Source organism: Erwinia sp. MYb375 (assembly GCF_037479175.1).
GTDB classification, from domain to species: Bacteria; Pseudomonadota; Gammaproteobacteria; order Enterobacterales; family Enterobacteriaceae; genus Erwinia; species Erwinia rhapontici.
This window is the reverse complement of the sequence record NZ_JBBGZS010000014.1, coordinates 373,746-394,785: the sequence shown is the minus strand read 5'-3', so window position 1 is coordinate 394,785 and position 21,040 is coordinate 373,746. Positions and strand designations below refer to the sequence as shown.

The 21,040-nt window shown below is 55.3% G+C and carries 18 protein-coding genes and 1 tRNA gene; 6 read left to right on the top strand and 13 right to left on the bottom strand.

Annotated elements, in window-relative coordinates; all coding sequences use genetic code 11:
• Positions 1 to 73: 73 nt before the first annotated feature.
• Complete coding sequence (locus WH279_RS08360; RefSeq protein WP_200641251.1) at positions 74 to 706, top strand: TetR/AcrR family transcriptional regulator; 633 nt, start codon at positions 74 to 76, stop codon at positions 704 to 706.
• 102 nt (positions 707 to 808) lie between these two features.
• On the opposite strand, the gene WH279_RS08355 is transcribed toward WH279_RS08360, so the two are convergent.
• The 5 genes from WH279_RS08355 to WH279_RS08335 form a co-directional block, all read right to left on the bottom strand.
• Positions 809 to 2,950 carry an ornithine decarboxylase gene (locus WH279_RS08355; RefSeq protein ID WP_339455786.1) on the bottom strand — a complete coding sequence of 714 codons (2,142 nt, stop codon included), beginning with the start codon at positions 2,948 to 2,950 and terminating at the stop codon, positions 809 to 811.
• Positions 2,951 to 3,383: 433 nt separating this feature from the next.
• A complete protein-coding gene (locus WH279_RS08350; RefSeq protein WP_133846143.1) occupies positions 3,384 to 4,115 on the bottom strand; it encodes a GGDEF domain-containing protein in 732 nt (243 codons plus the stop codon).
• On the bottom strand, positions 4,112 to 4,510 hold the full coding sequence (locus WH279_RS08345; protein WP_212813747.1) for a DUF1987 domain-containing protein: 399 nt from the start codon (positions 4,508 to 4,510) through the stop codon (positions 4,112 to 4,114). Before WH279_RS08345 ends, WH279_RS08350 begins: the two co-directional genes overlap by 4 nt.
• 17 nt (positions 4,511 to 4,527) lie before the next feature.
• On the bottom strand, positions 4,528 to 5,082 hold the full coding sequence (locus WH279_RS08340; protein ID WP_133846141.1) for a SiaB family protein kinase: 555 nt from the start codon (positions 5,080 to 5,082) through the stop codon (positions 4,528 to 4,530).
• Positions 5,083 to 5,111: 29 nt separating this feature from the next.
• The gene (locus WH279_RS08335) at positions 5,112 to 6,344 is read right to left on the bottom strand and encodes a SpoIIE family protein phosphatase (protein ID WP_133846140.1); all 1,233 of its coding nucleotides are present in this window, start codon (positions 6,342 to 6,344) and stop codon (positions 5,112 to 5,114) included.
• 275 nt (positions 6,345 to 6,619) lie between these two features.
• Between WH279_RS08335 and WH279_RS08330 the strand changes: the two genes are divergently transcribed.
• The 3 genes from WH279_RS08330 to WH279_RS08320 all read left to right on the top strand — a co-directional run bounded on the left by WH279_RS08330 (position 6,620) and on the right by WH279_RS08320 (position 10,967).
• Positions 6,620 to 6,695, top strand: a tRNA-Phe gene (locus WH279_RS08330).
• 417 nt (positions 6,696 to 7,112) lie between these two features.
• Positions 7,113 to 9,494: a beta-glucosidase family protein gene (locus WH279_RS08325; protein ID WP_339455780.1), complete on the top strand. Its 2,382-nt coding sequence runs from the start codon at positions 7,113 to 7,115 to the stop codon at positions 9,492 to 9,494.
• Between the two features lie 324 nt (positions 9,495 to 9,818).
• On the top strand, positions 9,819 to 10,967 hold the full coding sequence (locus WH279_RS08320; protein WP_339455779.1) for a glycosyltransferase family 9 protein: 1,149 nt from the start codon (positions 9,819 to 9,821) through the stop codon (positions 10,965 to 10,967).
• Positions 10,968 to 11,011: 44 nt separating this feature from the next.
• Here the strand turns inward: WH279_RS08320 and WH279_RS08315 are convergent, their stop codons facing one another.
• The 8 genes from WH279_RS08315 to WH279_RS08280 all read right to left on the bottom strand — a co-directional run bounded on the left by WH279_RS08315 (position 11,012) and on the right by WH279_RS08280 (position 18,628).
• Positions 11,012 to 11,353, bottom strand: a complete 342-nt coding sequence (locus WH279_RS08315; RefSeq protein WP_339455778.1) for a TonB family protein — start codon at positions 11,351 to 11,353, stop codon at positions 11,012 to 11,014.
• Positions 11,354 to 11,452: 99 nt separating this feature from the next.
• Positions 11,453 to 12,523: an iron-containing alcohol dehydrogenase family protein gene (locus WH279_RS08310; RefSeq protein ID WP_339456254.1), complete on the bottom strand. Its 1,071-nt coding sequence runs from the start codon at positions 12,521 to 12,523 to the stop codon at positions 11,453 to 11,455.
• A 24-nt stretch (positions 12,524 to 12,547) separates the two neighbouring features.
• Positions 12,548 to 14,881 (bottom strand): molybdopterin-dependent oxidoreductase, encoded by a 2,334-nt coding sequence (locus tag WH279_RS08305; RefSeq protein ID WP_339455777.1) that lies wholly within the window; start codon positions 14,879 to 14,881, stop codon positions 12,548 to 12,550.
• On the bottom strand, positions 14,881 to 15,642 hold the full coding sequence (locus WH279_RS08300; protein WP_200641245.1) for an SDR family NAD(P)-dependent oxidoreductase: 762 nt from the start codon (positions 15,640 to 15,642) through the stop codon (positions 14,881 to 14,883). Before WH279_RS08300 ends, WH279_RS08305 begins: the two co-directional genes overlap by 1 nt.
• A 6-nt stretch (positions 15,643 to 15,648) precedes the next feature.
• Positions 15,649 to 16,104 carry an S-ribosylhomocysteine lyase gene (locus tag WH279_RS08295; protein WP_339455776.1) on the bottom strand — a complete coding sequence of 152 codons (456 nt, stop codon included), beginning with the start codon at positions 16,102 to 16,104 and terminating at the stop codon, positions 15,649 to 15,651.
• A 34-nt stretch (positions 16,105 to 16,138) separates the two neighbouring features.
• The gene (locus WH279_RS08290) at positions 16,139 to 16,807 is read right to left on the bottom strand and encodes a methionine ABC transporter permease (RefSeq protein ID WP_133843536.1); all 669 of its coding nucleotides are present in this window, start codon (positions 16,805 to 16,807) and stop codon (positions 16,139 to 16,141) included.
• A complete protein-coding gene (locus WH279_RS08285) occupies positions 16,800 to 17,813 on the bottom strand; it encodes a methionine ABC transporter ATP-binding protein (protein WP_171148839.1) in 1,014 nt (337 codons plus the stop codon). The genes WH279_RS08290 and WH279_RS08285 overlap by 8 nt, the downstream gene beginning before the upstream one ends.
• An 8-nt stretch (positions 17,814 to 17,821) precedes the next feature.
• Positions 17,822 to 18,628 (bottom strand): MetQ/NlpA family ABC transporter substrate-binding protein, encoded by an 807-nt coding sequence (locus tag WH279_RS08280; RefSeq protein ID WP_339455772.1) that lies wholly within the window; start codon positions 18,626 to 18,628, stop codon positions 17,822 to 17,824.
• Between the two features lie 216 nt (positions 18,629 to 18,844).
• On the opposite strand from WH279_RS08280, the gene WH279_RS08275 reads away from it, so the two are divergent.
• Entirely contained in the window at positions 18,845 to 20,023 is a 1,179-nt protein-coding gene (locus WH279_RS08275) for an aminotransferase class I/II-fold pyridoxal phosphate-dependent enzyme (protein ID WP_339455770.1), read from the top strand.
• Positions 20,024 to 20,152: 129 nt separating this feature from the next.
• A complete protein-coding gene (locus WH279_RS08270; RefSeq protein WP_339455768.1) occupies positions 20,153 to 21,040 on the top strand; it encodes a hypothetical protein in 888 nt (295 codons plus the stop codon).

Sequence of the window (21,040 nt, the reverse complement as noted above, 5' to 3'; positions counted from 1 at the left end):
CAACGCTGGTGAACGTACTGTCTCGCTCACTGGCCCAATCAAGAAACAGGTTAAACCGGAAAATGAGGTTATTGTGGAGCAAAGGGATTCCGCTAGCGTTTTGGGGCTGACATCAACACGAGCCAGAACGCGCCGCTTACTAATTGATACCGCGATGAAGATGTTTGATAACGGGGCATTTCCATCGATTACCGAAGTTGCGCAGGAGGCACAGCTGTCCCGCGCCACTGCTTATCGCTACTTCCCGACGCAGAGTGCACTGGTCTCGGCCATTGTGTCTGAAACTCTCAGCCCCATCAAAAACTGGCAGCCCACTCAGCAAGATGCCAACGCACGCATTGATGAGCTGCTGAGTTTTGCCTTCCCGCGCATGCTGAAACACGAGGGAACGTTGCGAGCGGCGCTGCATCTGTCGCTGACGCAGTGGGCGCAGTCGCAGTCGGTGGATGCCGTGCCATTGAAAGAGAAGCTGGTGCGGGGAAATCGCAAAGCAATGCTGATGCAGGTGGTGGAACCGCTCAATAAAGAGCTGACGCCTGATTTGATGGATCGCGTGGTGCGTTCACTGTCGCTGGTTTACGGTTCGGAGATTTTTCTGGTGATGAAAGATATCTGGGGCTGTGATAACGACGAACTGCAGGATATTGGCAAATGGATCGCGAAAGCGATTGTGCGCCAGGCGCGGGAAGAAGCGCTCAATACCTGACCTGAGGTCGGGTACACACCTGGGCGAGGCATGCCTCGCCCCTACGACGCTGCCAGATAACACCGCGTTTCGTAGGGGTCGGGCACGCCCGACCCGGTTTTTTTACACCAAAACGTATCCCTGCAAACGCTTAACGCCGTGCTCGTCGGCTTCGGCATACACCCCCTGCAACTCCGGCGAGAAGCCCGGCAGCAGGTTAATGCCCTCCTCCAGCGCGAGGAAATACTGCTGCACGGCCCCGCCCCACTCTTCACCCGGCACCACACACAGCACGCCTGGTGGATACGGTAACGCGCCTTCAGCCGCAATACGCCCGGCTGCCTGTGAAATGGGCACCAGCTCCACATTGCCACGAATAAATTCGATATTGGCATCCTGCGGGTTCATCACCATTTTTGGCAGGCTCTGCTGGCGGAACATCGCCTTTTGCAGATCCTTCACATCATGGCTGACATACAGGTCGTGCATCTCCTGGCACAGTCGCTTCAAGGTGTAACCTTCGTAGCGCGCCGCATTTTTCCGGTAGATCGTCGGCAGCACATCGCGCAGTAACGCATCTTCTTTGATGTGCTGTTCGAACTGGGCCAGTTTCGCCACCAGCTTCGCCATCTTCTCCATGCTCTCTGCCGGTGTCAGCAGGAACAGAATGGAGTTCAGATCGCACTTCTCCGGCACCACGCCATTTTCACGCAGATAGTTCGCCAGAATCGTTGCCGGAATACCGAAAGAGGCATATTTCCCGCTGGCAGCATCAATGCCCGGCGTGGTCAGCAGCAGCTTGCACGGATCGACCAGATACTGATCTTTCTCATACCCGCCAAATCCATGCCACGACGCGCCCGGTGCAAAGCTGAAGTAGCGCGCATCGGAAGCGATCGTCGCCGTCGGCGCATCCTGCCAGGGTTTGCCGTCAACCTCATCGGGAATAAACGGCTTAATCATCTCGCAGCGCGCCAGAATCGCCTTACGTGCATCAATGCCCAGCACCACGCACTCATGCCACAGACGTCGTCCCGCTTCGCCCTGATGCATTTTGGCGTTGATATCCAGCGCAGCAAACAGCGGGTAGAACGGGCTGGTGGAGGCATGCAGCATAAACGCATTGTTCAGGCGTTTGTGGCTGCAAAAACGCTGCTGGCCACGGATATGGTTATCTTTCTTGTGGATCTGCGAAGTCTGCGAGAACCCGGCCTGCTGTTTATGCACGGACTGCGTCACAAAAATGCCGGGGTCGGACGGCTTCAGATCCAGCAACAGCGGCGAACAGGCTTCCATCACGGGAATAAACTGCTCATAGCCCACCCAGGCGGAGTCAAACAGGATGTAGTCGCACAGGTGGCCGATGCTGTCGAGCACCTTGCGCGCGTTATACACCGTGCCATCGTAGGTGCCGAGCTGGATCACCGCCAGACGGAACGGACGTTCATCCCCGGCACGTTCCGGTGCCACCTGTTTAATCAGGTCACGCACATAGGCTTCATCAAAGCAGTGCGCATCAATGCCACCAATAAACCCAAACGGGTTGCGGGCAGTTTCCAGATATACCGGCGTCGCGCCGGCCTGGATCAGCGCACCATGATGGTTAGATTTATGGTTATTGCGGTCGAACAGCACCAGATCGCCACGGGTCAGCAGCGCATTGGTCACCACTTTATTGGCGCTGGAGGTGCCATTCAGCACAAAGTAGGTTTTATCCGCGTTGAAGACTTTCGCTGCAAACTTCTGCGCATGTTTGGCTGAACCTTCGTGGATCAGCAAATCACCGAGTTTCACGTCGGCGTTGCACATATCGGCACGAAACACGTTCTCACCAAAGAAGTCAAAGAACTGACGTCCGGCCGGATGCTTTTTAAAGAACTCACCGCCCTGATGCCCCGGGCAGGCAAAGGTGGTGTTATCCATCGCTACGTATTTGGTCAGCGTCTGGAAAAACGGCGGTAACAACCTGGCCTGATACCCGGCTGCGGCGGTTTCCAGCAGCGAAGCATCGCCCTCTTCCCCCGTCAGCACGCCATCAACTTCAGGCAGGTCAACCGCCTGCGCGGCATCGTCGAGGGCAATAAACACCGGCAGGTTAAAACCGGTATGACGCAGCAGCGCCAGCACGCCTGAGCGTGAGTCAGAAACGGACAGAACCACCGCGGCGACATCGGTGAAATCAGTATTATCCAGCGTAACGACTTCGCGCCCGGTCTGGAGATGGATTGCCACAGTGGTGCTGGCTGCAATTTTAAGAGGAGTCATGCACAAATCCCTAACGGTCAAGGATGAGTGGGTGCCAGAGGCACAGCAATAGGAACGGCAGCAAAGCGCACGCGTTCCCGGCGAACAGTCATGTTGGGTTTTCAGCAGAATGACTTCAGCTTCAACCGATAGACATCAGTAAAATCAGATCTCGTCTGTTTTTACGCATGGCCAACAGTTAAGCGTAGAAAGACCTCACCGCATGGTGAGAGAATTTATCGACAAGGTATGACAGCAATAAGATCGACCAGGCTGCATCGGCAGATGCGGGTTACAGATGCTGAACAACAGCAGTGAACCTCTCATGGCGGTGACCTCAGTGTGCAGGGATGACGGGGTTGTCAAAATTTGCGCAATAATGGCATTTTTTAGTACCGGGTTCAATGCCAGTGGTCCGGCAGAATAGCGGATACCCGCAGAAAAAATGTCGGCTTTATCCCAGGGCGGCACGCTGGCTGGCATAGTGAATCCGGTTACGTCCGGCACGCTTCGCCTCATACAAGGCGGCATCAGCCTCGGCATACAGGGTGTCAAAACTACTGCGTGAAGCCCCCCAGCTGACGCCCAGACTGACGGTCACCAGCCGATCCGGCAGGGAGTTCAGCACGGACGCATTGAGCGAGGCATGAATATAACCGGCCACCACCGCCGCCTGACCCATGCTGGTCCCTGGCAGCAGGATGGTAAACTCCTCGCCCCCCACGCGCCCCACACTGCCGCTCTCCGGCACCGAGTTCTCAATCCGTTTGATCAGTTCACTGATCACCGCATCGCCGGTGGGATGGCCGTACTGGTCATTAATGGCTTTGAAATGGTCAATATCCAGCAGGATCAGGGAGGCGTCATCCTGATGCAGTGCGCTGCCGATCTGGTTGATGATGGCGCTGCGGTTATACACGCCGGTCAGCGGATCGTGCGTAGCTTCGTACTCCAGCCGTAACGCCAGCTGGCGCAGTTGCTCGTTGAGAAGCGTCAGTTCGCGCTCAGCACGGTCACTGCGGGAAATCAGGCGCCACGACTCACGCATCATGCGCTGATAGTGGCCGCTGAGGGTCAGTAACGCCGCACGACAGGTTTCCGCATCAAGGTGCTCGCGTGCGGCAATATCCCGCGCCTGTTCAAGAATGGCATTTTCATGCGTGAACAGCTCATCGATGCTCATCATTCCGCGCCCCCCGGATGCATATGGAAGGTAATTGCTGAAAAATCGATACTCAGCTCCTGACCGAACTCTTCGGAAATATCGTCTTCGCTGTCGTAATACCAGTGCAGCTCGGTGCGAACCCCGTTGACTGCCGCTTCGTTCAACACGCCAAACAGGCCGAATAACATTTTGGTGCTGGAGCTGTTGAAGTAGCTGAGTGCCACATGGATGCTGACCAGGTCGATACTGCGAAAAAAGGCGCTGCCCTGCCACTCTTCCACCGCGGCCATCAGCGGACGGTAAAAAGCGGCGGCATTTTCTGGCCAGGATTCCCCGCTGAGCGACAGCCTGCCGCTGGCGAAATCAAAGTCCACGGCGGGAGTGCTGCTGGTTGCAGGCATGGAGATGTTGTTCATAGCTAAGGTGTGCCCTGTCAGATAGTCGCTTTCAGGTAGAACGCCGAGAGATCCGTCGATGCAACCTGGTGAAAAGTAAATTCCAGCGGTTGGCTGGCGTCCCGCGCCAGAGTCAGCAGGCCGATATTCGCCCCTTTGCTCCAGGCCGGGCTTTCTGTACGCAGTGACTGCTTGTAGGTCACTTTAATTTCTTCCGCGCTCATATTGCGCAGCGCCAGCAGGCATTCACTCAGGCGCGCGGATTCATCCGGTCGCACCAGGTTAGCGCTTTCCAGCACATATTTACCGTCATGCAGACCAAAACAGATCGCGCCAAAGCGCATTTCGTCATTATCTTTGCAGAGCGCCCGGCTGTCTGAGGAGTAGCGCAGAATATTTTGCACCATCTCCACAAAAGTGGAGAACAGCTTACGCCGGGTGACAAACGATGCCTCGTTCTGCTCCAGATAGAGGCGGATCACCTCCCCCATCGCCGTAATATTGTGCTGGGAGAAAAAACCGGTGTAACGCAGCGCCACCACATCGTGCGGCGTGTCCGCCAGCAGCCCGCTGATTATCGGATCAGTATTCATAGTGCTCTTGTGCCCGTTGCCCCGGTTCATCAGTAACGAAACCCTAAAAATGTCATATCATCGCGCCGCAGCTGCTGCCCCTGCCAGGCGAGCAAGGTCTGCTGAAGCCCTTCCGCCAGCTCGCTCATCGGGCGCGTCCGGTTGCGTTCCAGCTCTGCCTGAATACGCTTGCGGCCAAACATAATCTGGCGTTCGCCCCCGATCTGATCGGTCAGACCATCGGTAAAGGTTAAGAACAGATCCTGGGGTTTCAGCGGCAGTTCATGGCGCGCCCACTCGTAGTCCACCGGGGTATCGGTGTAACCCACGCCCATGCGATCGCAGCTCAGCAGAATGGCCTGCTCGCTCACCGTCGAGAGCAGAAAACCGGAAATACGCGCACCGGCCCAGATCATGCGGTCTTCGCGGGTATCAACAAACAGCGCCAGCGCATCACAGCCGTCGTTCGACAACGAGGTCTGCTCCGACTGCTGCAACTGCCCCAGCGTCTGTTTAATGTAGCGATTGATATGCTGGAGTAACTGCTCCGGCTGCTCCGGTTCACACTGCGTCAGCGCCTTTTCCAGCGCCGAAGAGAGGATGACCGTCATAAACGCGCCCGGCACGCCGTGCCCGGTGCAATCTGCCATTAACAGCAGCCAGCCGTGAGGAAAGGTGTGAAAGGCGTAAAAGTCACCGCCAACGCAGTCACGCGGCTGCCAGCACAGGCAACTATCACGTAGCTGCTGCACCAGTAAGCGCTGTGACTGGTCGAGCATCGCTTCCTGGATCACCCGCGCATATTCAATGCTCTGCATAATTTGCTGATGCTGACGCGCCTGCTGATCCGAGACGGTTTTGATCAGATCAATACCCAGCCCGATGCCGATATACTCACCCGCACTGGTGAGAATAAAGCCATCTGTCAGTGACTTATCGCCCGATGCTACCATCTGCTGCGCCACGCTATCCAGCGTGCTGGCCGCATCGATCACCAGCGGCATTTTATCCATAAAGGCGATGCAGCTTTTGCGGTCATACAGTTCACGGAAGAACGGCCGCGACATCTGCGATAAAAACAGATGACGGTTAATCAGCCCCAGCGGATGGCGTTGCTCCACCACCGGCAGGCTGGTCAGTGACGGTTGTTTGGTAAACAGCTCCATCACGGCCAGATTATCGGCATCCGGTGTGACAAAAGGCACCTCAATACAGAGATCGCGCGCGGTAAGATGCGGCGATGGCAGACGTTGGGGTGTTAAAGGCGGTAAGTCTAAGTGCATGATACGCGGCCAGTAATCCTCAGTTAGCCCCAGCCTGACAGGCGATTGTGACAGTTTCATGCCAGCATTGAGAATAATCCTAATAACCCGGTTTTATCGCGTATAAAGGGCAACAGCCAGCATAAATCAGGGCACAAAATGCAATCAGGATGGGTGATAAAACAGGCTAAAAGAGGGGCTTTCACGACAGACTGGTGGAAAAGAGTGCAATCAGTCGGCTTTTCACCATAAAGCCGTTGACGCTGGCAGTGGCATAAGGTTTAATGCGCCCCGTTGCCCGGATAGCTCAGTCGGTAGAGCAGGGGATTGAAAATCCCCGTGTCCTTGGTTCGATTCCGAGTCCGGGCACCACTATTTAGAAGAACCCGCCTATGGCGGGTTTTTTGCTTTCTGGATTACGGACTCTCCATCGAACTCCGTTCGATAACTCGTCTCATCCATGATTGTAAGCTTCCCTGCAATCCGCGCCATTCACTTTTAGAGATCTTCCGACATACTGATTTTGTCCCCGAGGAGATCGCTATGCGTAAAATCCGATTCACCAAACACCAAATAATCACCGTGATTAAGTCGGGTAAGTCGGGTAAGTCGGGTAAGCCGGGTAAGCCGGGTAAGCCGCGAAACAGATATACCACATCCCGAAATCCCCCATACCACTTTTATATCCCCCCACCCCATCCCACAACCTGCAACCTACGTCACTAAAATATATCAACATTTTTGGTAATCTCATTTTTTAGCCCCCCGTAAAAATGCTAAGGGATGAGTATGAAATCACATAAGGCCGGACTGTCGGCTGCCGTTATCCTTCTGTCTACACCCGCCTGGGCCGCTCCACAGTTAAAAGATGCTGAGTCGATATCTGAGGTCATTGCCGCCATGACGCCGGAAGAGAAAGCCGCTCTGGTGACGGGCACCGGCATGAACAATGCCGAAAAAGTGGCGGGCGCGGCGGGTTCAACCTTCGCCATCCCCCGGCTGGGCATCCCGCAAATTGTCTTTGCCGATGGCCCGGTTGGCGTCAGGCTCGGGGCAGGCCCCACCGGCGGTGAGAAGCGTTTCGCCAGCGCGTTCCCGGTGTCCATCGCGATGGCAGCCACGTGGGACCCGGCGCTGATCCAGCAGGTCGGCGGCGCGATAGGCAATGAAGCGAAACAATATGGCGTCGACTTAATGCTCGGCCCGGCGATTAATATTCAGCGCAACCCGCTGAACGGCCGCAACTTTGAATACTTCTCCGAAGATCCGTGGCTGAATGCCATGATCACGGTGAGCTATATCAACGGGATGCAGGCGCAGGGCGTGGGCGCAGTGGTGAAACACTTTGCCGCGAATAATCAGGAAACGCGCCGACAGACGGTGAACGAAATAATTTCTCCGCGTGCGCTGCGGGAAATCTATTTCCCCGGTTTCGAATATGCCATGGAAAAAGCCCAACCCTGGGCGGTGATGAGTTCTTATCCGTCGATTAACGGCACCCCCGCCTCACAAAACGCCTGGCTGCTGAAAGATGTCCTGCGCGACCAGTGGAAGTTTAACGGTCTGGTGATGTCTGACTGGTACGGCGTCAGCGATCCGGTTCGGGCATTGCAGAACGGTAACGACCTTAATATGCCTGGCGGGCTGTCGAAAAAGGACACGCCGTTCCTGCGCCGCAATACCGACCCGAAAGACGTGATCCTCGCGGCCATCAAATCCGGCGAGATCACGCAGGATCAGATCAACGAAAACGTCCGCAATATCCTGAGTGTGGTGATCAAAACCCACCGCTTTAAAGATGGCGAACCCACCCGCGATCCTATGCCTGCCGATCATGCGTTACTGGCGCGCCAGTCGGCGGCCGATGCCATGGTGTTGCTGAAAAACGATGCAGAAACGCTGCCGCTCACTACTTCGCTGCGTGTGGCAACGTTCGGCCATAACATCAGTAATTTCTTCGTGGTTGGCGGGGGAAGCGCGGAGGTCAATATCGATCCTAAACGGCTGGTGACGTTACCGCAGGGGCTGAAAAACGCCGGGTTAACGCTAATCGATGCCGCCGGGGGACAAACGCTGGATGAGCAGGCCAGCGATGCCGCTATCACCAGCGCGGCGCAGCAGAGTGATATTGCCCTGATTTCAATCGGGCGCAGTTCTACCGAGGGGGCGGATCGCTATTCCATGGCGATGCATGCGGATGAAATAGCGATGATTGCCAGGGTGTCTGCGGCATTCCATCAGCAGAATAAAAAGGTGGTAGTGCTGCTGAATATTGGTGCCCCTGTCGAGATGGCCTCGTGGGAGCATCACGCAGACGCGATTCTGCTTACCTGGCAACCCGGTGAACAGGCGGGTAATGCGGTAGCGGATATCCTGAGCGGAAAAGTGAACCCTTCCGGTAAGCTGCCGCTCACCTTCCCTAAACGTCTGGAAGACTCACCGGGTTTTGGCAATTATCCGGGCAGCGCAAAAACGGTGATCTACGGTGAAGGGATTTATGTTGGCTACCGTGCTTTTGACATCCGGCAAGTCGCGCCGATGTATCCGTTTGGCTATGGCCTCTCCTACTCCGGCGTACAGTATGGCAAGGCCAGCCCGGATAAGCCGGTATTCAATATTGATCAACAGGACAGCATTGCGATCAGCCTCCCGCTGCGCAACCTGTCGCAGAGAGACACCAAAGAGGTGGTTCAGCTTTACGTGCACGATGAAGCTTCGCGCCTCGACAGGCCGGTTCAGGAGCTGAAAGCGTTTGAAAAAGTCAGCCTGGCAGCGGGCGCAGAGCAGCAGGTGACGCTGAAGCTTGATAAACGCTCCTTCTCCTATTTTGATGAGGACAAGAATGACTGGGTGCTGGAGCCAGGCCGCTTCACGTTACGCATTGGCAGCTCGTCACGCGATATCCGTACCGAGGTTCCGCTGATCGTCACCTCCTCGACCCCGGCATTCTCTCTGGAGACACCGTGGATCGACGTGCAAACCTATGAAAAAGCCGCCGCGATTGTGGCAAACGTCATTGGTGATGAGGAGACAAACGCATGGATCCAGGGAGCCCCCACGCTGGGTGAGAAGCTGGATGCCGCTTTGCAGCAGCAAGCCGAACCGGTGAAGGATGAGGCAAAAAGGAAGACAATCAAGCAGGAGATCTTACGGCAAATTAATGCGCTGTAAGTTTCCAGGGCGATAAAAATGGACGGCCGGTTACACCGGCCGTTATTCTTCTATCGATAATCATCAGCCTTCAGGCCACGTCATTCTCATGCAGTCAAATCACTAAACAAGCTGAGATGAATTTTAAATGCCACCATTCGAATCATTGGGGATGAAACAGACTGACAGCCAATTGCCCGGTGATTTTCCTGCACGGCAGTGATAAGCTATGCCACACAACAGGTGATCAACCTAACAAACCATTTCCTCTGAAACTCATTGATTCAAAAGATAAAATAAGAAAAACATTACACTTTTCATATCGACTTTATAAGGATATTCGCCATGACCGAACAACTTGCTATTTCAGTATCTAGTGGACGCTTTAAAAAATTAAGAGAGCTTAATCGACGCAAAAACTACTTTATGAAAAGAGTAAGACTAGATGCCAAATTACTTGTTGCAAAGATTATATGGGATAAGTATAAAAAAAGCACATTAAACGTAGATTCCATAAAAACGATCTTACTTATACGTAATGAAGGAACCATCGGTGACACCGTTGTTTACTCTTCTCTTATTAAAAACTTGCATACAGCAGGTTATAAGGTTGATATATTACTGACGAAGTCCAGCAGCATTGTGGTGAAACATAGTCCATTTATCAGAAATATTTATGAAGCAGAAGATGCCAGCACAGAGGTTTATCTGAAAAGCTTCAATCATACTGTTTCAGAAATAACCATGGAAGAATTGAGAAATAATCAGTATGACCTGGTCATCGATCCATCATTGTTTGATACTCCCGTTCACAGAATGCGGCTATTGCGTGAAATAAACCCTAAGTCAGTGCTGGCCTTCAACAAGAAAAAGCGTTTCAATCATTACAGTAAATCGCTTAATTTCTTTGAACGAGACAAAGAGCATGTCACTCAGGCAGCTTCACTTATTTCTGAGTTCCTGATAAAAAAACCAATCACTAATGACGCTTATAGTCTGCATATTCCTGATGCTTTTTTCGATGATGTCAGAAGCTTCCTCAGTGCATTTAATGATAAAAAAATCATCATTAATGTTTTTACCGGAAGTAAAGAGCGGAACTTTTCACAAGAACAGCTGGCAGAGATAATAGCAAAACTTAATGAGACATATGATAATCTCAACATTATCCTTCTCGACCACAGGAAAGAGATCGATATTCCTCTTCCCGAGAATGTCGTCATTAATCCCTTCAACACGCTGCATCACGTCATGGCATTAATTCATGAGTGCGATCTTATTATCTCCCCGGACACGGCTATCGTGCATATCTCAGCAGCATGGAAAAAAAATCTTATTGCCGTATATAAAAATGTTGTCGACAACAATGATTTATGGGCACCTGGTTACGACAATGCCAGCCAGATCATCGTTAACAACCGGGCAATTTCACAAGTGAAAGAGGTGCCTGAATTGATCGCTCAGGAGATAAAACGCCGACATCTTCTTGACTAAGAAATGATCATCCCGGCCCTCAGGCCGGGATGAAAGATAACACGCTATTCAACCGATGATTTCGTATTAATGCTAAAGACAAAGTCCTTCGTTAATCCCTGCCAGGGTTTATGCGGGGTAAATTTCCACTTCCTGATGGCTCCTAACGCTTCCTCATCAAATATTCCCGCAGGTTCTGAGGATGCCACTCGCGCATTGATCACATCACCGTCGTTATTCACATCATAGGAAACAACGACATGACCATTAACACGGTGAGCAAATGCCCTTGCCGGGTAGGCGGGTTTTACGGTCGATACCGGTTCAGGTTTTTCGGCAGTTTCCTGCTGCGCTGATGCCGTTAACACGCTCAGGCAACAGATGATTAACGCGATTAGATATTTCATTTCGTCCCTGTTTTAGAAAGTATGAAAGATTCCATTGGCAGGGGCAGAATAATACGTTTGATTTCTATACTCAATCCTGGCCGACTGTTTTTAATTCATTCACGTCGCCGCTATCGTCGCCACCAATGCCTGCTCCAGTTTCTCCACCGTAATTGTAAACGGCAGGAGGGTGAGGCTGACGGCGGGGAAATGAATCTCACGGGCAATCTGGCGGAAACGCGCCGCGACATCGCCCGTCAGCGCGCTCAGCGTCAGCGGGCTGTCGTACTGGCGCAATAAGCTCACCAGGTGCTCATCAGGCTGTTGCCCGCGCTCAAGCAGTGACTGGATCAGCAGGCAGTACCCCACTTTCTCACCGTGCAGCAGATCGTGCAGCTCCGGTTCGTGGGTCAGGCGGTTGTGGATCTCATGCGCCACTCCGGGTGTGGGCAGGTCGTCATGCACACTGTTGGCCAGCCCGGCAAGTACGATATTGGCCTCAATCACCTTCTCCAGTGCCGGGGTCACCTGCTGGTTTTGATTGGCGAGCACCGCCTCACTGCCCCACTGCGCATACACCTCCAGCGCCTGGCGGGCCACCGACACCTTCAAATCCAGCCCCAGACGCCCCGGGTTCTGGCGCTGATACGGTTCAAGTTCAAACCATTTTGCCAGCGCATCGACAATGCCCGCCTTTAGATAGCGCACATCAGTGTGAGCAATCACTTCACTGTCGACCATCACCAGTGCAGGTTTCTTCGTGACCAGCAGGCCATGATCATGGCCCCCGCTGGCGTTGTAGACGATGGCGAACGGCGACCAGGCCGCACAGGTCGCCGCGAGGGTGGCAAAGTTAATCAGCACCACGTCATCCAGTGTGTCTGCCGCCGCTTTGGCGCAGTCCAGTACCCTGCCGCCGCCCACGGCTAAAATGCCCTGCGCGCCCTGGGTAACCACGTTTTCCCGCAACCGCTCGATGGCCTCGTCAGTACATTCACCGTCAAGGTACTCCAGCTGCCAGCGGATACCCGCGCTCTCCAGGCTGTGAGACAACCCGGGGTTCACCGCCTGCCAGGCGCGTGGCGATGTCAGAATACGTAGCTCGCGGGCATAAGGTTTGATGTGTTCGCCCGCCTGTTTGCGCAGGCCGGGCTGTTGCAGATACGCCGTGGGCGCGGTAATCGTTAGCATCATAAACTCCGGATCAAATAAGATTTATCGCGCAGGTAAGGCTTCGGGGTCGGGGACAAACTCCGGCGGGTCCCAGGCGGTGATCGGCGGCAGCGGCGCATCGAAGCGGACAATCTCCACACGGCAGCTCTGCGCCGTACACCCCTGGCCCAGCCGGGAACTGCCCCGATCGTCGGTTAATACGTTCGGATTACCGTGTTTATCCAGCGGCTGCACATCGCGGGTATTGATCGGGTCATACCAGGCACCCGTCGACATCTGCACCACACCTGGCCGTATGCCGTCACTGAGATGCACCCCGGCCAGCAGTGAGCCGCGTGCGTTAAAGACGTTGACGATATCGCCCTCCGACAGGCCGCGCTGCGCGGCATCCTGCGGGTGCAGCCACAGCGGTTCGCGCCCGGCAATCTTTGTCTGCTGGCTGATTTTGCCGTGATCGTACTGGCTGTGCAGCCGCGTGCGTGGCTGGCTGGAAAGCAGATGCAGCGGCCAGCGCGGGTCGTCAGCTTCCGGCACCAGCCAGAACGGATGCCCCGGGCACTCCGCATAGCCGAACCCGGCGACAGTAGACGAGAACAGTTCAATTTTGCCGGAAGGCGTGCTGAGCGGTGCACGCTGCGGATCGGCACGAAACGCTGCCAGCAGGATCTGCGGCGTGTCCGGGCGCGGATACTCCAGCTTGCCGCGCTGCCAGAACGCGTCGAACAGCGGCAGCTCAATGCCCTCTTCCTGCGCACGCGGCCGGGCCTCGTTGTACATCGCTTCCAGCCAGCCGCGCGTATCAAGCTGCTGGGTAAAGTCGTCGCCAAAACCGAGCCGGTTAGCCAGATCGCTGAAAATCGCGTAGTCATCGCGAGCCTGCCCGACTGCTGCCAGGTGCTGGCGCATGGCAATCATAAAGCCGTCATTGCTGGCGCTACCAATATCTTCCCGCTCCAGCGAGGTGGTGGCAGGCAGCACGATATCGGCAAATTTGGCCTGCGCCGTCCAGTACTGCTCATGGACGATAATCGTTTCCGGGCGACGCCAGGCGCGGGTAAGCTTATTCAGATCCTGGTGATGATGAAACACGTTGCCGCCCGCCCAGTAGACCAGGCGGATATCAGGCCAGGTCTGCGTTTTACCATCAAATTCATAAGTTTCACCGGGATGCAGCAGCATATCGGCGATGCGTGCGACCGGGATGCGGGTGGTCACCGCATTCACGCCCGCAGGCAGGCGCGGCCCGGAAAAGCGATGGCGGTCCGATCCGGCAAGGTTCGTTGAGGCATAGCCAAATCCCAGCCCGCCGCCGGGCGTGCCGATCTGCCCCAGCAGCGCCGTGGTCGCCACCACCGCCCAGAATGCCTGCTCGCCCTGGCGTGCACGCTGCACCGACCAGGCAACATTGATCATGGTTTTATGGTGCGCCATCTCGCGCGCCAGTTCGCGAATGCTGTCAGCGCTTAAGCCGGTGAGCGGCGCGGCCCACGCCGGGGTTTTCACCACGCCGTCATGCTCTCCCAGCAGATAAGCACGGTACGGTTCAAATCCCACCGTGTGGCTGGCAACAAAGTCGCTGTCATATAAGGCTTCGTCCACCAGTACCTGGCACACCGCCAGCAGCAGCGCCGTGTCGCTGCCGGGTTTGATCGCCAGCCAGCGGGCATCCTCAACCGCCGACAGATCGTTTTTCACCGGGCTGATATTGATAAAGCGCGTGCCGTTACTGCGCAAGGTGTCCAGCCAGTGTTGCAGGGCGTGATCGTTCGCGCCACCGCCGTTAACCTGCGCATTGCGAAGCGGCAGGCCACCGATCGCCACAAACAGCTCACAGTGCTCTGCCAGCACCGGCCAGTGGGTATGCTGGCGCTGGAGATCATCCAGATCGCCGAGGATATGCGGCAAAATGCGCTCCCCGGCGGCAATACTGTAGGTATTGGTGCTGCCCGCGTAGCCACCGAAGCCATTGAGGAAACGGTGCAACTGGCTCTGCGCATGGTGAAAGCGCCCGGCGCTCGACCAGCCATAAGATCCGGCATAGATCGCCTCATTACCGTGCTCCGCTTTCACCCGTTGCAGCTCATCTGCCACCAGCGCCAGCGCTACGTCCCAGCTCACCTCCACAAAGGGTTCGCGCCCGCGCCCGTCACGGGAGGCCGCGCGATTGTTTAAATAACCCAGCCGTACTGCCGGACGCTGGACGCGTGACGATCCCTGCACGGCGCCCGGAAGGGATTGGCCGATTTTCGACGGATTGCGATCCCACTCCACCGGGCTGATCCCGGTGAGCTGACCGTCGGTGACGGCAACGCGATAGGTTCCCCAGTGCATTACCGCCAGGTCGTGGTTGTCGGGTTTATCGGGTTGTGTGCTCATCAGTGCATCGTCATGCCGCCCGTGACGTTAATCGCCTGGCCGGTCATATAAGAGGAGAGAGGGCTGGCGAGAAAGGCCACCACGTTGGCGACATCGCGAGGCTGTGCCGTGCGCCCCAACAGTACCTGGGAGCAGTCTTCCGCGTAGATCGCTTCCGGCGTCAGGCCGCGCAGTTCTGCCCCTTCGCGCCGTTCACGCCACTTCATTTCGGTTTCCACAATACCGGGGCACACCGCATTCACCAGGATATTGTCACGCGCCAGCTCAATCGCCATCACCTTCGTCAGGCCCAGCACCGCATGTTTGGAAGCAACATATTGCCCCATCAGCCGGTAGCCGTTTTTTCCCGCCTGGGAAGCGATATTGATAATGCGCCCGGCCTGTCGCACTTTCATCACGCGAATGGCAGCTTCGGACAAATAACTGAGGCCTTTGACATTCACATCGAGAATACGCTGCCAGTCATCATCGTTCATGGCATCCACCGGGCTCATTGCCGAGACGCCGCAGCTGTTCACCAGAATATCGACGCCGCCAAAGGTGGCGACGGCATCATCAATCAGCGCCTGTGCCGCCGGGCGTGATGCCACGTCCACCGGCACGATCAGCTGACGCTCTTGCTGCTGGCGCGAGGGGGCAGCGATGTCGCCAATCACCACATTCGCCCCTCCCTCGAATAACAGATCGGCAATCGCTTTGCCGATCCCCTGCAAACCGCCGGTGACCACGGCGGTCTGCCCACTGAAATCGAGCATCAGCATCGCAGATTACCTCCTGAAGGCGTCGTCGCTGATGCCTGCTGCAAGGACCTGCTTCGCATACTCCTGAGCGGAGAACAGCGAATGGTCACGGTAGTTGCCACAGGCCAGCGCCGTCACGGCAGGCACATCCGTTGCCGTCACCACACGTTCCAGCACACGTGTTAATGCCGCGGCGATCTCCGCAGGCTGATGCTCATCCCACAGGATCAGATAGAACCCGGTGCGGCAGCCCATCGGCGAGATATCGATAACGCCTTCCAGCTCTTCGCGCAGGCCAAAGGCCAGCAGGTGCTCCAGCGTATGCAGGGCCGCCGTAGGAATGGCGTCAGCATTCGGTTGCAGGAAGCGCAGGTCAAATTTTTGCACCACGCTGCCCAGCGCATGGCGTTCATAACCCGCCGGGCGCACATACGGCGCTTTGACAAGGGTGTGGTCGAGGGTGAAGCTCTCTACAACTGGCATGTTATAACTCCTTAAAACGTTAAAAAGAGGGCCGTTATTCGCGTCGGATGCGGCGCGACAGACGGGTGCCGAGTGTCTGAATAAGCTGGACGATGACAATCAGCACCAGCGCTGTCACCAGCGTGGCAAACGCGTCAAACCGCTGGTAGCCGTAGGTGATCGCCAGGTCACCAATCCCGCCGCCCCCGACGGTGCCCGCCATGGCGGTCGCCCCCAGCAGCCCGATGGTTGCCGTGGTCAGGGCGAGGATCAGTGAAGATGCGGCCTCCGGCAGCATAAAGTGCCAGATGGTCTGGCCGACCGTGGCGCCCATCGCATCGGCCGCTTCAAGAATGCCTTCATCCACTTCCAGCAGGGAGCTTTCCACCAGCCGCGAAATATACGGGGCGATAAACACAATCAGCGGCACAATCGCGCCCGCCGTCCCAATGGTGGTGCCCACCAACAGCCGGGTGAAGGGCAGAATGGTGATCAGCAAAATGATAAACGGCAGCGAACGCAGGACGTTGATCACCGGGTTCAGCACCTGATGGACAAAACGGTTCGGCAGGATGCCGCCAGGACGGCACACCACCAGCACAATCCCCAGCGGGACCCCCAGCAATGAACCAAAACCCAGCGACACGGCGATCATCACCAGGGTGTCATGCAGCGCCAGCAGGAACTGATCGCCGGTCACGGCGGTATCGATAAAGTCAAACATGGGTGATTTTCACTCCTGCTTCGCGGAGGTAGCGCACGGCGCTGTCGGTCTGCTCTGCCTCGCCCAGGATCTGCACGATCATAAAGCCGAGGATCGTGCTCTGAACCTCGGACATACTGGCGAACAGGATATTCACTTCGATGGCGTAGTCTTTGATAATGCGGTTAATGATCGGCTGTTGCGCGGTAGCGCCAACAAACTCCAGCCGCAGCGTTTGTCCGTTACCGGTACGCTGCAACAGATCGACCACGCTTTGCGGCAGGCGATCGTGGATCACCGACTGGACAAAGCTGGCGGTCACCGCATGTTGGGGGTCGGCAAACAGGGTGAAAACCTCCCCCTGCTCGACCACCCGACCGTTTTCCATCACCGCCACCTTGTTGCAGATTTTTTGGATCACCGACATTTCATGGGTAATCAGCACAATGGTGATGCCGTAGCGGCGGTTGATCTCCTGCAACAACAGCAAGATCTGCACCGTGGTATGCGGGTCCAGCGCCGAGGTGGCCTCATCACACAGCAGCACCGACGGGTTAGTGGCCAGCGCACGAGCGATCCCCACGCGCTGCTTTTGCCCACCGGACAGCTCGTTAGGGTAGCTGTGGATTTTGTCACTGAGATTGACGAACGCCAGCAACTCCGTCACCCGGGCCTGAATAAACGCCCGGTCGCGTCCCTGTAAAATTAACGGGATGGCGATATTGTGAAATACCGTTTTCGAATTCAGCAGATTGAAATTCTGAAAGATCATGCCGATATCTTTTTTTACGGTATTCAGGCGTTTTCCACTGACGTGCTGTAACGATTCACCGTTAATCACCACCTCACCGCTGCCGGGTGATTCAAGACGATTGATTAAACGCAGCAGGGTACTTTTCCCGGCACCGCTGTAACCAATAATCCCGAACACATCACCTTTATCGATATTCAGGCTGATATTATCCAGCGCCAGAATATCATTACCGTTTCTGGAAAAAGTTTTACTGACCTGGCGAAACTCAATCATGGCATTATTCACTTCAGATAGTCAGGGAACAGATAGCCTTTGTACTGCTCATGCCCGAGAATATACTGTTTGAATTCTGCAGAGTGATAACCGGCAATAATGTCTTTAGCGAACTCAGCCTGTTTATTTTTACCGGCGACGGTCACCACATTAATAAATTTACTGCTGGCCGATTCGAGTTTCAGCGCGGAGTCGAGTTTAATGCCGTTGGAGACCGCAAAGTTCCCCTGAATCAGGCCGTAATCGACGTCGGGAAGTGCGCGCACCTGCTGTGCGTTATCCATCTCTTTCAGCACGATTTTATACGGGTTTTCCGTAATGTTACGCTGAGAGAAAGTGGCCGCATCGCTGTTGTCGGCGATCTTAATCCAGCCCAGACTTTGCAGGACCAGGGCTGCGCGATACTCGTTTGCCGCCTGATTGGGCACGGAAATAGTGGTGCCCGGTTTTGGGGTTGCCAGCTGTTTGATCTTACCGGCATAAAGCCCCATCGGCGGCGTTGGTACCTGCACAATACCGGTGTTATCAATGCCCAGACGTTCATTGACCGATTGCAGGTAAACAGGATGCTGCATAATATTGGCTTCAATATTACCGCGTGCTACGGCATCGTTAACCTGAATGCCATCGCTAAAATCTTTATACTCGACTTTATACCCTTTCTTGATCAAATAAGGAGCAACCCCTTTTTCGAACTGCTCTTTATAAGGGCCGGGATTAAATCCGACGCGAATTAATTTACCCTGAGCATTAGCAAGAAATGAAGAGGTCGATAACAAAGCAACAACAATGCCGAGAAGAACGGGCTTTTTCATCAATATTTTCCCTGAAAAGAGTGCGAATAAAATTGATTAAATCACAGCCCTCTTCCGGTTGTAAGTAAAACAGCGGCGTTTAATTTTGCTTTTTTGTGATAAGGATAATCAACCATCACATATCTGTTTATTGCACATCGATAGTGATTTTTATCTTTTAGGCCGACATCAACATTAATGTCATATTGAACCATCACTGTTTAATTCGAGAATACCATGCCTGATTTCGCTGCCTCCCCTCTGGTTAATGCCCTGGAAGAGAACTTATTTAGCGTGCTGGAAAAACTGGCACGAGAGGTGGATACCTCGGAACTGTCACTGATTGACCTGTCGAGCGGCAGCCCGCGACAGCCAACACCGCCTGCGATTATCGCTACGCTGCAAGCCACGGCGGCATCACCCGCCAACCATGAATATCCTTCCTTCTGGGGCAAGCCGCAGGTGCGGCAGGCGATCGCTGATTTTTACCTGAACCACTATGGCGTTGAGCTTGACCCGGAGAGCGAAATCGCCGTGTTTCAGGGGGCGCACATCGGTGTGAACGGCATCCCGCGTGCGGTGGTCAGCCCGGGGCAAACGATCATTTCCACCGATCCCTGCTACCCGATGTACCGCTCAGCGGCAGTGCAGTCACAGGCGCAGTTTTACGGCATCCTGCTGGAGGAGAAGGATAATTTCCTGCCCGACTTCTCACGCGTCCCTGAAGAGGTGGCACGGCAGAGCGGGCTGCTGATCCTGAACTATCCGCACAACCCGACCGGCGCGATGGCCACGCCGGCACTGTTCGACGCGGCGCTCGCCTTTGCCCGCGAGTACCACACCCCGGTGCTGCATGACTTTGCCTACGCGGCGATTGGCAGCCATGCCGGCGACATCCCGGCCAGCCTGCTGGCACAGCCGGGAGCGAAAGAATGGGGCGTGGAAACCTATACGATGTCGAAAACGTTCTGCATGGCAGGATGGCGTTTTGGCTTTGCGGTGGGAAATGCCTCGATTATCCGTGCGTTTAAAAAACTGCACACCCACAGTTACAGCACCGTGTTCGGCGCGATTCAGGATGCCGCCATCACAGCGCTGTCGCTGCCTGCATCGCAGATTCAGCAGTTGGCCAACGTCTATCACCAGCGCCGCGAGTGGGTGCTGCAAAAGCTGGCCGCCATGAACTGGCCTGTACCGCCTAATCAGGGCACCTTCTTCCTCTGGCTTCCCGTGCCTGACGGAGAGCGTGCCCAGCCGTTTGCCGAACGACTGCTGAAGGAGGCGCATATTATCGTGGCCCCCGGCACCGGATTTGGCCATGGCGGTGAAGGCTATATCCGCATCAGCCTGACCGCCGATGATGCCGCGCTGAATACGGCGCTGACACGTATTGAGGCATTAAAGCTGTTTAGCTGAAAGGCTCGCATCGTAACGCTGTTCTCTGACACAACAAGGTAGTCTGGTCGTAAGAAAGATTTCGGCATAGCCTCGGCTTTACTGTGTATACGCACAGCATTAACCACAGAAAGAGCAAAGGAGAGCATCATGCCGGGATTTAATTACGGTGGTGGCAAAGGTGATGGCACGGGATGGAGTCGGGAGCGCGGAAGTGAGCCGAGTCCGGGCGGTGGCAGCACGGGAAATGCTGGTAATCACGATAAAGGCAAAGGTAGCGCTTCCGGTAAGGGTTCGGGCACAACACCGGGTATATCGCGATCGGTCGGTGACACACTGGCCTTGAAAGCGGGCCTGAATCCGGCGATTTTTACCGGCTATTTTATTAATGAATATGGTCAGGCCATAGGAATAAGCCCCCTTGTCGGTGGCTATGTCTTCGGCGTTAACCTTGGCCCGGCGCCAGCAAATCCGGATGCCGGTAGCGGCAATAGTGGTAACGGCATTAGTGGTAACGGCATTAGTGGTAACGGCAGTAGCACTAACACACTGGATCCGTTCAATTCGGTGATTATCACCTTTAAAGGTGACACCTCCGATACGCGCATTGCCGCGCTGAATAAAATCATTGCCAACAATGCACGGATGGCTAATAGCGGTCAGGCAGGGCAACGGATACGTAATGCGATAAAAGCCACAAAACAGGCTAAGGCGGAGCTTGCGGTGATTAATGCGGCTCGCAAACAGAAGGCAGCAAAGCAGGCTGCTGAAGCCCGTGCAAAAGCAGAAGCAGCGGCGAAAGCACAGAGAGAAGCCGCAACCAACCGCCTTCGATCTGCCAGTGTACAGGCCGTACGCGGCGTTGAGATCGGTACGCCCGCATCCACAGCACCTGCCAGTTGGGCCATCGCCTCAGCGGGAGCCATTACGCTTGGTGAAGACGTAGCGGGTAGCCTGTTATCGCGCATTTCTGCGGTACTGACAGAATTGCGTGGTATTGCCGCCGCCAGTCTGGCCGGGACATCAGTGCCCTGCTGA

Coding starts and splice junctions, on each gene's coding strand:
- WH279_RS08355 (WP_339455786.1), bottom strand. CDS start 2,950: ATGACTCCTCTTAAAATTGCAGCCAGCACCACTGTGGCAATCCATCTC.
- WH279_RS08350 (WP_133846143.1), bottom strand. CDS start 4,115: ATGATGAGCATCGATGAGCTGTTCACGCATGAAAATGCCATTCTTGAA.
- WH279_RS08345 (WP_212813747.1), bottom strand. CDS start 4,510: ATGAACAACATCTCCATGCCTGCAACCAGCAGCACTCCCGCCGTGGAC.
- WH279_RS08340 (WP_133846141.1), bottom strand. CDS start 5,082: ATGAATACTGATCCGATAATCAGCGGGCTGCTGGCGGACACGCCGCAC.
- WH279_RS08335 (WP_133846140.1), bottom strand. CDS start 6,344: ATGCACTTAGACTTACCGCCTTTAACACCCCAACGTCTGCCATCGCCG.
- WH279_RS08325 (WP_339455780.1), top strand. CDS start 7,113: ATGAAATCACATAAGGCCGGACTGTCGGCTGCCGTTATCCTTCTGTCT.
- WH279_RS08320 (WP_339455779.1), top strand. CDS start 9,819: ATGACCGAACAACTTGCTATTTCAGTATCTAGTGGACGCTTTAAAAAA.
- WH279_RS08315 (WP_339455778.1), bottom strand. CDS start 11,353: ATGAAATATCTAATCGCGTTAATCATCTGTTGCCTGAGCGTGTTAACG.
- WH279_RS08310 (WP_339456254.1), bottom strand. CDS start 12,523: ATGCTAACGATTACCGCGCCCACGGCGTATCTGCAACAGCCCGGCCTG.
- WH279_RS08305 (WP_339455777.1), bottom strand. CDS start 14,881: ATGAGCACACAACCCGATAAACCCGACAACCACGACCTGGCGGTAATG.
- WH279_RS08300 (WP_200641245.1), bottom strand. CDS start 15,642: ATGCTGATGCTCGATTTCAGTGGGCAGACCGCCGTGGTCACCGGCGGT.
- WH279_RS08295 (WP_339455776.1), bottom strand. CDS start 16,104: ATGCCAGTTGTAGAGAGCTTCACCCTCGACCACACCCTTGTCAAAGCG.
- WH279_RS08290 (WP_133843536.1), bottom strand. CDS start 16,807: ATGTTTGACTTTATCGATACCGCCGTGACCGGCGATCAGTTCCTGCTG.
- WH279_RS08285 (WP_171148839.1), bottom strand. CDS start 17,813: ATGATTGAGTTTCGCCAGGTCAGTAAAACTTTTTCCAGAAACGGTAAT.
- WH279_RS08280 (WP_339455772.1), bottom strand. CDS start 18,628: ATGAAAAAGCCCGTTCTTCTCGGCATTGTTGTTGCTTTGTTATCGACC.
- WH279_RS08275 (WP_339455770.1), top strand. CDS start 18,845: ATGCCTGATTTCGCTGCCTCCCCTCTGGTTAATGCCCTGGAAGAGAAC.
- WH279_RS08270 (WP_339455768.1), top strand. CDS start 20,153: ATGCCGGGATTTAATTACGGTGGTGGCAAAGGTGATGGCACGGGATGG.